The sequence below is a fragment of the Vibrio sp. S/42/10 genome, from assembly GCF_029890535.1.
Classification (GTDB): Bacteria; Pseudomonadota; Gammaproteobacteria; order Enterobacterales; family Vibrionaceae; genus Vibrio; species Vibrio cyclitrophicus.
Window position 1 is genome coordinate 207,930 of sequence record NZ_JAKMZC010000001.1, and the last position, 14,691, is coordinate 222,620.

Here is a 14,691-nt window from a genome sequence, read left to right on the forward strand (position 1 = left end):
ATCTTTTTTAGGTTTACCGTTACATGTTCTTAAATGCGCGGTCGACTTTAAAAGTGTCTGAGGTTACATAGGCTTCCATATTACGCACACTGGTCTCTAACTTCTGTAAATCATCTTCTAAAGTGCCTAATAGAGTCTCTGCCGTTTGCCCTTTTTCCCAAGGTTTTTGCTTCAGCGTGTGCTCTTGTTTAGCTTTCATTTCATCGACATACTGAGGTGGTTGTTTTTCAATCATAAATGTCAAAGCAATATACGCCAGTAAGACAAGAAAGCTTCCGCCAAGTAGCGCCGCAGAGATAACTAAGATACGAACCAACCAAACTTCCAGGCCAAAATAGTTCGCTAACCCGGCACATACTCCAGAAAGCTTACCGTTAATGGGATCGCGATACAGTTCTCTACTCATAGTTTCGTCTCCAGTTAGGTGACTCCGCATCCAGTATTTTTTCTAGCGTTTTCACGCGATCTTGCATCGATTCAGCTTGAGCAGAAAGCTTGTGTAAACGTTGAAGATCCGTCTCTGAAAGACCATTGCTGGATTTCTTCTTGCTGCGGTAATGTAAGAACAACCATAGCGGTGCCACGAAGATTAAAAAGACAATCAGTGGACCTGCAATTAGAAATGTTGACATAGACAACTCCTAAAATTATTTATCGCGGTTTTCAACTTGCTGCTTCAGTTTCGCCAGCTCTTTTTCAATTTCATCTTGAGCTTGTAGTTCGGCAAATTCTTGATCTAAAGATTTTGCATTGCCTGTCTTAGCGTAAACGTCTGCTTCAGCTTCTAATTCATCCACTTTACGCGAGAATTGCTCAAACTTCGCCATTGCTTCGTTGGTTTTGCTTGAGTGCAAGTGTTTTTGAACATCACGACGATTACTCGCAGCGTTATTACGAATCATAAGTGCTTGCTGCTTTGCACGAGTTTCTGCGATCTTTGTTTCAAGTTTACCAATTTCACTCGTCAATTTTTCGATGGTTTCATGAACCAAGGTTTGTTCGGTGTGAAGGCTCTTGATGATGTCTTCCAGTTTTTGCTTTTCGATTAGCGCCGCTCTCGCCAAATCTTCGCGTTGTTTGGTCAGGGCAAGTGTCGCTTTATTTTGCCAATCTAGAATCTGTGTTTCGATAGCTTCTACTTTACGCGCTAGCTCTTTCTTGTCAGCAATTGCTTTTGCTGAGTTGGTACGAACTTCAACTAAGGTGTCTTCCATTTCTTGGATAATAAGACGAATCATCTTTTCTGGATCTTCAGCCTTATCTAATAGTGCACTGATGTTTGAATTTACAATGTCTGCAAAGCGAGAAAAAATACCCATGAGGAACTCCTTAATTACAATGATGGCAAATGTGTTTTAAATCGTTGTTCGACTTCTCAATCCACCTGCTCACAAATTTACGTTTATTGTTAAACCTACTATGAGTAATCCAAGTAGCGTGCCAACTTTTAAGCCATTTATTATCAATAACTTATAATAAAATGGTGATTAAGTTTATACATGCTATGATGAATTTAGCCAAGTAATGGTATTTTTCGCCACTACTCTTTTGCTTAAGCTATTTAAATTGAGCCCTCTAATAGCATCAACCAGCGCTCAAACCACACAAGGAACCGCTATGCAGCAGAATCTTATTGGTGAATCACCTAGCTTTCTCTCTGTTTTGGATAAAGTGTCTCAGTTAGCCCACATTGAAAGGCCGATTCTGATCATAGGAGAGCGTGGTACGGGTAAAGAGCTAATCGCTCAAAGGCTGCATTACCTTTCAAGACGCTGGGATCAACCCTTGATCTCACTGAACTGCTCAACACTCAGTGAAGGATTGATTGATTCAGAACTGTTTGGTCATGAATCTGGTTCTTTTACTGGTTCAAAAGGACGCCATCAAGGTCGTTTTGAAAGAGCTGAAAGTGGAACCCTTTTTCTAGATGAACTCGCTACAACTCCCCTTGCTGTTCAAGAGAAGCTATTGCGTGTAATTGAATACGGTCAGTATGAGCGTGTGGGCGGGCAAAAAGCACTAAGTGCTAATGTAAGGCTAGTCTGCGCAACCAATGCCGACCTACCCGCTATGGCATTGAAGGGAGAATTCAGAGCCGATTTATTGGACAGGCTGGCGTTTGACGTGATTACTATCCCGCCGCTTCGTGAGCGCAAAGAAGACATCACACTGCTCGCCGAGTATTACGCCATCAAGATGTGTCGAGAATTGGAACTAGAATTGTTTGTCGGCTTCTCACCTTCAGCCGTTGATGCGTTGTTGGATTATTCTTGGCCAGGAAATGTGAGAGAACTCAAAAACGTTATTGAACGTGCTATCTATCAACACGGTAAGAATCCATATCCTATTGAAACTTTAGTGTTTAACCCGTTTGAGCCAGCATGGAAAACTGAGCAAAATTCCACACTAGAAATTGGCAATGATCCATCCACCAACCATACTTCATCTGAAGGGACATTTTCTTTGCCGCTTGACTACAAAGCATGGCAAGAACAACAAGACATCCAGCTGCTCAATCAAGCCTTAAAACAAAGCAAGTATAACCAAAAGCAAGCAGCAGAATTACTCGGGTTAACCTACAACCAATTACGAGGAATGGTGAGGAAGTACGCGATTGTTGGACAAGCTAACGATAAATAGCTGTCCACAATTGATTATTATTTGGAGCCGAATAAATAAAATGTTAAATTGTCCGGATCTTGAGGCTCCTCTAATGCCTCGTTTCGAAAAGTATTTCTTTTTATGAAAGCACTAATAAGACTATCACTGAGCATCTGTACGCTGAGCTTTTTAGCTGGATGTGGTGAGAGTGTCGATCACGAACAAATCCGTGAAAAAGGCTTCATCTATTGCGGCCAAGGTAATCCTAGCACCTTCAACCCACAACTGGTTGATAGTGGCATTACTTCTGAGTCACTGAGCCCTCAAATTTTCGACACACTGCTAACGCTTGACCCTATGACGTACCGACCAAAAGAGAACTTGGCAACAAGTTGGTCTGTCGACAAGTCAGGTACTGAGTACACTTTCACTCTTCGCCCCAATGTTGCGTTTCAAACCACAGACTGGTTTACCCCAACTCGCAGCATGAACGCGGAAGACGTAGTCTTTAGTTTTGAACGAATCATTGATAGTTCGAACCCATTCCATTATGTGGGTGGCGGCCTATACCCATGGTTTGCAGGCATCGATTTCCAAAACTTAATTGTCGATATCACTGCAGTTGATAACCTAACGGTAAAATTCCGATTAAGCCACCCAGACAACTCGTTCCTCAACAATATTGCCACCAGTTACGCGGTGATTCATTCCAAAGAATACGCCAACAAGTTGATTGCGACTGACGAGAAAAATGAGATCGATTCTAAACCTGTTGGTACTGGTCCTTTTTACCTAGATGAATATCAGATCAACGATCTAGTGCGCTTGAAAAAGAACAAGCGTTACTGGAAAGGTGACGTTCAAATGGACCAAGTTGTATTCGACACATCGCAACGTGGAACAGGCACGCTTGCCAAGCTGCTTCGCAATGAGTGTGATGTCTTGAACTCGCCAATTTCTAGCCAGATCCCAGTCATTCAAGCCCGTGAAGAATTAAAGATTTCAGCAACCCCTGCTGTCAATGTCTCTTTCATTGCGCTTAACACTGAACACCCAGCACTGCGTGACTCTCGAGTCCGTAAAGCACTCAATTTAGCAATCAATCGTCAGAACATACTCGACTCTGTGTACTACGGTACAGGTACCAAGGCCTACACCTTATTGCCACCAACGTCTTGGGCTCATCAGAAAGACAGCGTTCAGGTTCGCTATGACCGAAACTACGCCTTAGCGCTTCTTAAAGAAGCCGGTGTTGAACCAGGTTTAGAGCTTTCAATGTGGGTGCCGCTAGAACCAAGAGCATACAACCCAAGCCCGAGAAAAACGGCAGAGCTTATCCAAGCTAACTTTGCCGATATCGGTGTTGAACTGAAACTCTATACCGACGACCGATTCGACCGTACACAGCTATCATCGATTGCCTCAACAGATCTGCTTCTTACTGGTTGGATAGGCAATACCGGAGATCCTGATAATTTCTTGCGTCCTTTACTCTCTTGCAGCTCTGAACGTGCCGGGCTAAACGTCTCTATGTGGTGTAATTCGGATTTTGATTTCCTTCTCGACTTAGCCTTGGAAATAAATCAACAAAGGCACCGTGTGAACCTGTATCGACAAGCCCAAAACATATTGAACGAAGAAGTTCCTGTGATACCTCTCGCACACGGCGTGCAATTCCGCGTCCACGACCGTTCACTGACCGGTTTCAAACAGAGCCCGTTCAACGCTCAACCTTTTGATCAAGTCAGAAGAGAGGTGAACTGATGTTTTGGTATACATTAAGACGTGTAAATTTATTTGTTATTACGCTTGCGATCCTGACTTTAGTGGGCTTTTCGCTACTTCGACTAGACCAAACTTCTCCTTGGGCAATTCAAGATTTCTGGCCCGGTTGGATTAGCTATATTACAGAGTTATCGACCCTTAATTTTGGCCTAAGTAAACACGGTGCACCTATCATCGATGAACTTGCCATCGTATTCCCAGCAACGTTAGAACTGTGTTTCTTTGCTTTCGTTCTGGCACTATTTATTGGCATTCCTTTCGGCACCATCGCCGGTATGAGACAAGGTAAATTGGTCGATACCACGATCTCGTTTACCTCAATGGCAGGTTACTCTGCTCCTATATTTTGGGTCGCGTTGTTGATGATCATGGTGTTTTCACTGCACTTTGAAATGTTCCCTGTTGGCGGTCGCTATGATCTGCTTTACGAGATTGAACACGTAACTGGGTTTGCCATGATCGATGCCTTTTTTGCAGAAGGTCGATACCGAGCACATGCACTACAAAGTGTTATCGAGCATATGGCGTTACCTTGTCTTGTTTTAGCGTTAGCCCCGACAACTCAAGTTATCCGACTGATGAGATCATCGGTGGCTGAAGTGATGACGCAAAACTACATCCGCGCGGCACGTATTAAAGGTCTGTCTACCAGAGAGATCGTCATGCAACACGTATTAAGAAATGCGATCCCACCGATCATTCCGAAAGTCGGCGTTCAACTATCCAGTATGTTAACGCTCGCTATTATTACCGAATCCATCTTTAACTGGCCTGGTATTGGCCGCTGGTTGCTAGATGCTCTTTCGAATCAAGATTACGTTTCGATTCAAGCTGGCGTAATTGTAGTAGCGACACTGGTTTTGACCGCAAACATTCTGTCCGATCTATTGGGCGCAATGGTTAACCCACTGGTAAGGAAGGAATGGTATGCTAACAAATAACGTCTACCAAGAAGAGCAAGTTCCAACCCAGTTCGAACGTTTCTGGCGCAGCTTTCGTGGTAATAACCTCGCGATGTTCGGGTTGTGGTGCTTAGTCTTTATCATCCTAATCACGGTCACTTCGCCTTGGTTGGCACCGCACGATTCCCACGAACAAACAGGTCACCTTTTAACCCCGCCATCTTGGGATCCAGCAGGCACGGTGGAATATTTCCTAGGTACCGACGACTTGGGCCGAGATATCCTTTCTCGCCTCATTATTGGTTCTCAGTTGACCTTCGGTGCTGCTGTTGTCATCACATTCATTGCTGCTGTGATTGGTTGTTTAATTGGCGTGCTCGCAGGTATGACTCGTGGGCTACTATCAAGCACACTTAATCACCTGCTCGATACCGTTATGTCAATTCCGTCTCTGCTGCTAGCGATTATTTTTGTGGCTTTTTTAGGCTTCGGTGAATTTAATATCTTACTAGCGATATGTTTGGCGCTTATACCGCGCTTTATCCGCTCGGTCTACATTGCTGTGCATGCTGAGGTAGAGAAAGACTATATTCTGGCTTCTCGCCTTGATGGTGCAAACGATTTCTATCTGTTATGGAATTCGATTGTTCCCAACATTCTCACCGTCGTCGCACTTGAAATTACGCTAGCACTGTCAGTTGCCATTTTAGATATCACCGCTTTAGGTTTCTTAGGGCTTGGCGCTCAAGCGCCGAGCACTGAGTGGGGTTCTATCTTAGGTGACTCTGTAGAGCTGATTTATCTTGCACCATGGACAGTGACGCTACCCGGCCTCGCCATTATGTTTACAGTGATCGTAATTAACCTCGTCGGTGAAGGTGTTCGCCAAGCACTAAATGCAGGAATCGAATAATGCCGTTACTTGATATTCGACATCTAACCATCGAAATTGAGACTCCTCAAGGGTTGGTTAAAGCTGTAGATCGGATGAGTATTACCCTAAATGAAGGGGAAATTCGTGGCCTTGTAGGTGAATCAGGCTCAGGTAAGAGTTTGGTCGCCAAAGCTATCGTAGGTGTTTGTAAGGAAAACTGGAAAGTATCAGCCGATCGAATGCGCTTAGGCAATATCGACCTACTTCAACTAACGCCTAAAGAAAGGCGTCGTGTAATTGCACGCGATATTGCGATGATATTCCAAGAACCATCGAGTTGTCTTGATCCATCGGAAAAAGTGGGACACCAGCTCATTGAATCAATTCCTTCCCATGCATTCGACGGTCGCTGGTGGCAACGATTTAAATGGCGTAAGAAACAAGCAATCGCCCTGCTGCACAAAGTCGGTATCAAAAATCACTCTCGCTTGATGGATAGCTACTCTTACGAGTTAACCGATGGCGAGTGTCAAAAGATCATGATTGCAATGGCCATCGCAGCTAAACCTAAAGTGCTGATAGCTGACGAGCCTACTAACGATTTGGATCCGATAACTCAGTCTCAAATATTGCGCCTATTGAGCCGCATGAACCAGATTAACAACACAACTATCGTACTGATCGGCCATGACTTAACCACCATAACTCAGTGGGCAACTCGCATTACCGTTATGTACTGTGGTCAATCGGTCGAATCTTCGGATACGCAGAAATTGTTGGCTGCACCAAAACACCCTTATACCGTTGCTTTGTTGAAAGCGATGCCAGACTTCAATAACTGGATCCCTCACAAAGAAAAATTACAGTCATTGCCAGGATCGATTCCACCATTACAACATCTACCTATTGGTTGTCGATTGGGGCCTCGTTGCCCATATGCACAAAGGCAATGTGTAGAGATCCCGCATACCAAGCGAATTAAAAACCATAAGTTTAACTGTCACTTCCCTCTGAATATGGAGAAGAAAAAGAAATCATGAGTGCATTATTAGAAGTCAGTGATCTATCTAAAGACTTTACGACTCGCTCTGGTCTTTTCCGTAAAAAGATTCATCAAGCAGTGAAGCCTGTAAGTTTTACCCTTGAAGCCGGACAAACAATTGGCTTTATCGGTCAGAATGGTTCAGGAAAGTCGACATTAGCAAGAATGCTAGCCGGTATGGTTGAGCCCACTGCGGGCGAGATTCGTGTGAATGGTGAAAAGCTAGAACACAAAGATTATTCGACTCGCTGTAAGCTGATTCGCATGATCTTCCAGGATCCCAATACTTCACTTAACCCTCGCATACAGATTGGTCGTATTCTTGAAGGCCCATTGAAGCGAAACACCAACATGCTACCAGAAGCCCGAATGCGCCGTGTGAAAGACACACTATTGCGTGTTGGCCTGTTACCAGAACATGCCTACTTCTATCCTCAGATGCTTGCTGCGGGCCAGAAACAGAGGGTTTGTTTGGCTCGCGCGCTGATACTTCAACCATCAATCATTGTTGCCGATGAAGCGTTGAATGGTTTGGATATGGCGATGCGCTCTCAAATCATCAACCTTTTCTTAGAACTACAAGAAGAGATGGGAGTATCGTTCGTTTATGTATCTCAACACCTCGGTATTGTTAAACACATTACCGACAAGATCATTGTCATGCACGAAGGTAATGTGGTTGAGAGTGGAGAAACGGATCAAGTGTTGACCAATCCAACTCACCAAATCACGCAACGATTAGTTGAGAGCCATTTTTCCAAAGCGCCGAGCCATTAATTCATATCGCGATATATTTTACAAAGGGGAAAGGTATGTTACGAATAGCTTCAATGCTTCCCCTCTTGCTCGGGCTGTTTTCCTTTAACGTTGCAAGCACATCGCTCACCTGGCTAGATAAAACCTTTGTAGAAACAGCGTTTTATAATGTTGCACTTCAACACGAATATACCGAAGGAAACAAACCACTCGCTAAATGGACCCAACCGATCAAAATTTGGATCGACCATCGAGTTGGCGACAAAGAGTTGCATCAAGAGCTTGCAGAACTCCATATTCAACACCTATCTCAGGTTACCCGGCACCCCATTGAAATAGTCACTAAAGAGTCCGATGCCAATGTTAAGTGGATATACACAAGACAAAGCCAGTGGGTCTCCGAAGCCAAATCGATACTCAAACTTAAATCGACTCAACATTTGGGCAGCGCTATCTGTACCGCAGGCTATCGTACAAATTCAAAAGGAGAGATTGTTTATGCAGGCGTTATTATTCCCGTGGATCAAGCCAGATCTCGAGGCAAGCTGGTCGCATGTATCGTAGAAGAGATCACACAAGTTCTCGGCCTGCCTAATGATTCAGATACGGCATATCCTTCTATTTTCAATGACCATACACCAGAAGACTTATTATCACCTTTAGATGTGGTGCTACTGCAACTACTGTATGAACCCGAGCTGAAAGCTGGAATGACAAAATCTGAAGTAAAACCTATCGTTCGAAAGATACTCGAGAGGTACAGGAAAACAAGCGTGCTTCAACAAGCGTCAAAGAACGCGCAACAGGCTCCTTTATATCAGCTCATAGGATACTAATTTAAGCGGTCGTTACTAGACGAAAAGGGAGTTACTGGATGAAAAGGTGGTCATTGGACGTAGAAATGGGTGATGGGCAAAGAAGCAGGTACCGACTTTAACACGTATTCATTTGGTGGCTGAGTGTTGAAGCGTAGTATCAGAAAGAGAGCAACAGCGCTGCCTAAAGGAAGACAACGCTAACTTACCGTTTAACGAGAGGATTATCGCTTAGTCGCTTGTTTCTTCAGCTCGAAGTCGAACTCATCCGGGAACAAGATAACACCTTCTTCTTGCTCGTTCGGGAATACCACAACAGCAAGTTCATCGTCTTCAAGACCGTTCGTCCAGCGGCTGTGCCACTTGTTCAACGAAATAGACTCAGCTTTACACTCAGACCAATCACCCGTTGCCCACGATTCTGCGAACTCTTGGTTTGGCCATACTGGAACACAATCTTCATCTTCTGTGTTCAACATTACACAACCGTGCTCATCGGTTAAGATCCATACTTCACGGTTCGCTACGATTTCTTTCACACAGTATTTTAAGCGTTGCTCACCCGTATACTTGTTGATTTCAGCGATTTTTTTATCGTCTAGCTGTGTAGTCATCTTAATTTCCTACTTTAGTCAGTAACTTTGTTCTTAAAGTTATTTTATGCCGAGTGTTCTTAACTTCAACTAATACCTCTGAAGAAGAAAGTCGACTTCAAAGAAAAACGCCTGCTAGATAAGCAGGCGTTTACTATTAAAGCGACTTGATTAAGCTAGCTCGCCTTGAAGCCAAGGCCAACCTTGCTTCTTACGGCTTAATGTATTTTCCATCATCAATACACCATTTTGCTCATGCTTAACCAATTTCTCAGCCCACTCACCTTTGTAAAGTAGACGAGTTTGTGCAGTAGTAATATCTGTTAGCATTACCGCAGCGAATGCTAGACCGTCTTTCTCACAACGCTCTTCAAGATCCGCTTCTAATGCTTCGATCATGCCGTCTACTTGCTCAAGAGTCGCAAGTTCAACTTGACCAACAACAACATCACGACCGTTGAATGGGTAGCCTTTAAGGTCTTTTTCTACTAGCTGTGCAGCAGATAGGCCTTCGATGTTTGTCTTAGCGATTAGAAGCGCTTTGATGAATGCATCAACGTCAGTCACGCCAGCGATTTCAGCAAGCTCAGCAACGGCGTCTTTGTCTTTTTGAGTACATGTTGGAGAAGCAAAACCGACAGTGTCTGAAAGAATTGCAGACATCATTAGTTTAGCGATTTGTTGAGAGATAGCGTGACCTTCAATCTTGAACATGTTGAATAGTACAGTGTTTGTACAACCAACGGGCCAGATCCAAGCTTCCATTGGGTTAACTGTCATCACATCGCCTAGACGGTGGTGATCGACAATACCTACGATCTCTGCATCAGCAACATCATCTGGTGCTTGTGCTAGATCTGAGTAGTCAACTAGCCAGATTTTCTCACCAGCAACAGAAGTACGAAGCTCTGGCTTTTCAGCACCAGCGACTTCTAGAATGTGTTGAGTTTCGCGGTTGATCTCGCCTTGGCGAATTGGTGTCGCTTCCTCGCCACGAGCTTTAAGAAGCTCAGTTGCAACTAACGCACTACAAATACTGTCACTATCAGGGTTTTTGTGACCAACAACTAAAATCATGTTTCTTCCTATTACACTAACAATTATGACTCTACCTTTAGAGCCTCTCTTTATTTGCCATACTTTACCTCATTTTTTTAGATTGGTCATGTTTCGTAGGTTTAACCAATAGTAACAATAGATAAAAAAACAACAAATGCAATTGATAATTATTATCATTCGTATATATTTATCTTAAGCCACCAATTTTGAGTAACACCTATGGATCGACTAATCTCTTTTTTGCCAAGCAATCGTGCTTCGAAAACAACTCAGTTTTCACTCTCATTTAAGCGACTGCTATTGCCTATCTCACTTGTAGCCTTAGTGGCAGCCCCTGCCACACGTGAATTGACGGTGACCACTTTGTCAGATGCCTTCTGGGCCGTGTCTTGTTACGTCGCGTTAACCTTGGCTATTTACCACTGGTTAAGCCTCTACATCAACAAAGATAACGTCTTCAACAAGCTCGTTCATCAATCTCGCTCAAATCAAGTGGTATTCGCGGCTCTCATGGGGGCGCTACCCGGCTGTGGCGGTGCGATAGTGGTGACCACACAATTTATCTCAGGAGAACTCGGATTTGGTGCCGTAGTTGCGGTGCTCGTCTCGACCATGGGTGACGCGGCGTTCCTACTCATAGCGAGCGAGCCTAAGACAGGTTTAGCCATGATGGCGATGGGCGTGATTGTGGGCACTGCGTCAGGCCGAATCATTAACTTATTTCACGCCGACGACTTCTTACGCCCGAAACCGGCAGAAAAAAGTGAAGTCACTAACAGCTGCGCTTCTCAATCTCAAGACAAAAAAGCGGTCTCTAAAAAAGCGATAAACCTACAAGGTTACCTTTGGTCTGTACTGATTGTTCCTGGTGCTGCCGTTGCCCTACTCGGCTCTTTTCAAGTCGATGTTAACGAGTTACTCGCTTTGCCTGAAATGTCGATGGAGTGGGCAGGAACAATTTTGCTGATCAGCTCCATGTTTCTGTGGGGGCTGACCCGTGAAATTGAGGATTACAAATCTGCCGTGAGTGAAGACGAAAAGTGTGTGGGCTCTCATCCACTACAAAAAACGGCTCAAGATACTAATTTCGTAACAGCGTGGGTTGTGGTGGCCTTTCTTTTCTTTGAATTTGGCTCTGTGATAGCAAATGTGGATTTTGCGACGCTATTCTCAAGCTGGGGCATGATGATCCCCCTGGCGGGTGTGTTGATGGGGTTATTACCTGGCTGTGGTCCTCAGCTATTGGTGACTAGCCTTTATCTCTCAGGCGCACTGCCACTCTCGGCTCAGGTCGGTAACGCTATTTCGAATGATGGTGATGCGCTATTCCCAGCGATTGCAATGGCACCGAAAGCAGCGCTTGTCGCGACCTTCTATTCGAGTGTTCCTGCTTTGATTTGCGCATACGGTTATTGGTTTATGTTCGAAGCTTAAGTTTCTATTTAGGGCTCCGCTTTATATCCCAGGTTCAAGCTTCTCCAATAGGTTTTTATTAGGTCGGTACTTTGTATTGACCTTTTTTCCATCGGTCTAAGTTCTTACAACAGGTTATTTTTACATTCCCTTACTGCTTCATTGCTTCTACAAACTACCTCAAACACACATTAAAGCCTGTATCAAAAACACCCTAAATTGGCGCTGTGACAATGCTTAGTTAGAAATCCCAACACGTACACTAGAAAAACAAAAAGCCCCTGTAAGAATGCTTACAGGGGCTTTAATTCAAGCTTTCGTACTTAAGTTACCCTACTAAGAAGCTAGGCTACTTAACAAGAACTTAAGAAACTTCGATTGGACCACCGAATGAAGTTACTGGAGGCAGTTTGCCTTGGAACTTCTCGAAGTTAACCAAACATGTGTTTGCTGAAGTCGCTTGAGCAAGTTCAGACGTACCGATGTCTTGAGTTAGTGTGTTTGGATCGCCGTAAGTATCTAGCGCGCCCACTTTCTCGTTGATCGGACCGTACCAAGCACCTTCTTCGATACGAACAACACCAGGAGCGTAGCTATCCATTAGAACAGCACCTGCCAGTAGTTGACCACGGTCATTGAACACACGTACTACATCGCCATCTTTGATGCCTTTCTTCTTAGCATCGACTGGATTGATGTAGATTGGCTCACGGCCTTGCACCGCGTAAGTCGCACGCCACTCTTCAGATTCACACATTTGAGAGTGAAGGCGCTTGTCTGGGTGACAAGATTGTAGCCAATACGGGTGTTTGTCAGAGCCTGGACCACCGTGTGAACGTTCAGATTTCTCGAACCACATTGGGTGTTCTTGACAGTGCTCGTAACCCATATTACCAACAGTACGGCTTGTGATTTCGATGAAACCAGAAGGAGTACCTAGTGCATTGATCTCTGGATCTTCACGGAATGAAGCGTGACGAGTCCATGGCTTGCCTTTACCGAAGTCTAGGAAACCTTTTTCCCAGAACTCAGCAAACTCAGGCATTTCAAAGCTACCTTCGTTAGCAGCACGACATTCGTCGTACAGAGATTTAACCCACTGCATTTCGTCCATGCCACGCGTGTAATCGTCGTAACGACCCCAACGTTTAGTAAGGCTAGACATGATCTCGAAGTCAGTTTTAGACTGGAACAGAGGATCCACTAGCTTGTGCATTGCGATCAAACCACGGCCAGAGTACGCACCGTAACCATCAATATCGTTACGTTCCCACTGAGTACATGCTGGAAGCACGATATCAGAGTGACGACAAGTTGCAGTCCAAGCGAAATCAACAGCTACTACCGTTTGTAGGCTCTTGAATGCTTTACGCATCTTGTTGCGATCTTGGTGGTGGTGCCACGGGTTGTTACCACTGAATACCATCATCTTGATGTCAGGTAGTGTTACTGTAGAACCGTTCGCTTTGATCTTCTTACCAGGCTCTAGCAAGCTATCTACCCAACGAGCAACAGGGATTACACGGCTGTAACCGTTGTAATCTGTGTTGGTGTGTTTAGGCGATTGACCTTGGTCGATGTTCAACGGGAAAGAACCCGGAGCAGCGAAACCAGTTGAAGATACACCGATACCAGAGTAATGGTGACCGTAAGAGATACCACCGCCTGGAAGACCAATTTGGCCAACCATTGCTGCAATAACTGCACACATCCAGTAAGGCTGCTCACCGTGTTGTTGACGTTGGATACTCCAACCCACAAGGATCTGTGTACGACCGTTAACCAGCATCTTAGCGAAGTCACGAATTGAATCCGCGCTTGCGCCACAGATAGCTGAAGCCCATTCAGGAGTCTTCTCAACTTTATCTTTCGTTTCACCTTGAACGTACTTGATGAAGTCTTCAAAACCTAAACAATAAGTCTCGATGAACTCTTTGTCGTACAAGTCTTCGTTATAAAGAACGTGAGCAACACCTAGCATGAACGCCACATCAGTTTGTGGGTTGATGTACATTTGCTCGTTTTCTAGGTAACGACCTGTTTTGTTTTTAACAGGGTCAACAGAAACAACGTTGATCTCTTTCTTAGCAACTTTCTCTTTCAGCTGTTCTAGATATGCAAACGACTCGTGAGTCTCACATGTCCAACCTACTTGAAGGTTTTTCACTGGATCGTTACCCCAAAGAACAATATTGTCACTGTTTTCTAAGATAAGTTCCCAAGATGTGCCTTGTGCATAAACTTCGGTCGAACCTAACACATAAGGCATGATCGTTTGACCAGCACCTGTTGAGTAGTCACCGATTTTCTTCACAGAGTAACCGTGAAGTGCCATTGCACGTTGCATGTGGTTAGTACAGCTGTGGAACTGACCTGTTTGTCTCCAACCAGTTTGACCGGTGTGAAGTGCCCATGGACCGTAATCTTTCTGTACGCGCTCTAGTTCGCGGTAAACAAGATCTAGTGCCTCATCCCAAGTCACACGAATGAAACGGTTGTTACCACGCGTGTCAGCGCTGTACTTGTGCTTCTTCAACCAATCTAGGCGAACCATAGGGTAACGCACACGAGATGGGCTGTAGATAATACCTTTAATACCTTTCAGCATCTCTGTTGGGTGCTGATCGATTTCTAGAGGTTTAATTTCTTGTACTTTACCCGCGTAAACACGAGCTCGGAATGCACCCCAGTGAGAACCAGAGACTTTCCACGCGCCGTCTGTTTCTGCAGCAGACGCTGATGCCGACGCCAATAAGCTTGGACCGATAACCGATGCCGCACTTGTTGTAGCGACACCTTTCAGAAAACTTCTTCTTGTAATTGCCATTGTGTTACTCCAATTGACGTCTTA

The 14,691-nt window shown here is 44.6% G+C and carries 14 protein-coding genes; 8 read left to right on the plus strand and 6 right to left on the minus strand.

The window, feature by feature from the left end:
- Window positions 1-19: 19 nt before the first annotated feature.
- The 3 genes from pspC to pspA are packed head-to-tail and all read right to left on the minus strand — an operon-like array spanning window position 20 to window position 1,319.
- A complete protein-coding gene (pspC, locus tag L8S15_RS00920) occupies window positions 20-406 on the minus strand; it encodes an envelope stress response membrane protein PspC (protein ID WP_016790799.1) in 387 nt (128 codons plus the stop codon).
- Entirely contained in the window at window positions 399-632 is a 234-nt protein-coding gene (gene pspB / locus L8S15_RS00925) for an envelope stress response membrane protein PspB (RefSeq protein WP_004734605.1), read from the minus strand. Before pspB ends, pspC begins: the two co-directional genes overlap by 8 nt.
- Window positions 633-647: 15 nt before the next feature.
- Window positions 648-1,319 (minus strand): phage shock protein PspA, encoded by a 672-nt coding sequence (gene pspA / locus L8S15_RS00930; protein WP_010440091.1) that lies wholly within the window; start codon window positions 1,317-1,319, stop codon window positions 648-650.
- A gap of 298 nt (window positions 1,320-1,617) precedes the next feature.
- On the opposite strand from pspA, the gene pspF reads away from it, so the two are divergent.
- From pspF to L8S15_RS00965, 7 genes are all read left to right on the plus strand, one after another.
- Window positions 1,618-2,640, plus strand: a complete 1,023-nt coding sequence (pspF, locus tag L8S15_RS00935) for a phage shock protein operon transcriptional activator (protein WP_010440089.1) — start codon at window positions 1,618-1,620, stop codon at window positions 2,638-2,640.
- 102 nt (window positions 2,641-2,742) lie between these two features.
- Window positions 2,743-4,365: an ABC transporter substrate-binding protein SapA gene (gene sapA, locus L8S15_RS00940; RefSeq protein WP_016786267.1), complete on the plus strand. Its 1,623-nt coding sequence runs from the start codon at window positions 2,743-2,745 to the stop codon at window positions 4,363-4,365.
- Entirely contained in the window at window positions 4,365-5,327 is a 963-nt protein-coding gene (locus L8S15_RS00945; protein WP_010440077.1) for an ABC transporter permease subunit, read from the plus strand. The genes sapA and L8S15_RS00945 overlap by 1 nt, the downstream gene beginning before the upstream one ends.
- Window positions 5,314-6,201, plus strand: a complete 888-nt coding sequence (locus L8S15_RS00950) for an ABC transporter permease subunit (protein WP_010440075.1) — start codon at window positions 5,314-5,316, stop codon at window positions 6,199-6,201. Before L8S15_RS00945 ends, L8S15_RS00950 begins: the two co-directional genes overlap by 14 nt.
- Window positions 6,201-7,202, plus strand: coding sequence for an oligopeptide/dipeptide ABC transporter ATP-binding protein (locus L8S15_RS00955; RefSeq protein WP_010440073.1), 1,002 nt, complete (start codon window positions 6,201-6,203; stop codon window positions 7,200-7,202). Before L8S15_RS00950 ends, L8S15_RS00955 begins: the two co-directional genes overlap by 1 nt.
- Window positions 7,199-7,981 (plus strand): ATP-binding cassette domain-containing protein, encoded by a 783-nt coding sequence (locus tag L8S15_RS00960; protein ID WP_010440070.1) that lies wholly within the window; start codon window positions 7,199-7,201, stop codon window positions 7,979-7,981. Before L8S15_RS00955 ends, L8S15_RS00960 begins: the two co-directional genes overlap by 4 nt.
- Before the next feature lie 35 nt (window positions 7,982-8,016).
- Entirely contained in the window at window positions 8,017-8,796 is a 780-nt protein-coding gene (locus L8S15_RS00965; protein WP_280571908.1) for a DUF2927 domain-containing protein, read from the plus strand.
- A gap of 203 nt (window positions 8,797-8,999) precedes the next feature.
- Here the strand turns inward: L8S15_RS00965 and L8S15_RS00970 are convergent, their stop codons facing one another.
- Window positions 9,000-9,389, minus strand: a complete 390-nt coding sequence (locus tag L8S15_RS00970; RefSeq protein WP_010440063.1) for a DUF2750 domain-containing protein — start codon at window positions 9,387-9,389, stop codon at window positions 9,000-9,002.
- A 150-nt stretch (window positions 9,390-9,539) separates the two neighbouring features.
- Complete coding sequence (locus L8S15_RS00975; protein WP_010440060.1) at window positions 9,540-10,445, minus strand: manganese-dependent inorganic pyrophosphatase; 906 nt, start codon at window positions 10,443-10,445, stop codon at window positions 9,540-9,542.
- Between the two features lie 201 nt (window positions 10,446-10,646).
- Here L8S15_RS00975 and L8S15_RS00980 point away from each other — a divergent pair, with 201 nt between their 5' ends.
- Entirely contained in the window at window positions 10,647-11,861 is a 1,215-nt protein-coding gene (locus L8S15_RS00980) for a putative manganese transporter (protein ID WP_280571909.1), read from the plus strand.
- Window positions 11,862-12,204: 343 nt separating this feature from the next.
- Here L8S15_RS00980 and torA read toward each other — a convergent pair whose 3' ends face one another.
- Window positions 12,205-14,667, minus strand: a complete 2,463-nt coding sequence (torA, locus tag L8S15_RS00985; RefSeq protein WP_010440056.1) for a trimethylamine-N-oxide reductase TorA — start codon at window positions 14,665-14,667, stop codon at window positions 12,205-12,207.
- Window positions 14,668-14,691: the final 24 nt, after the last annotated feature.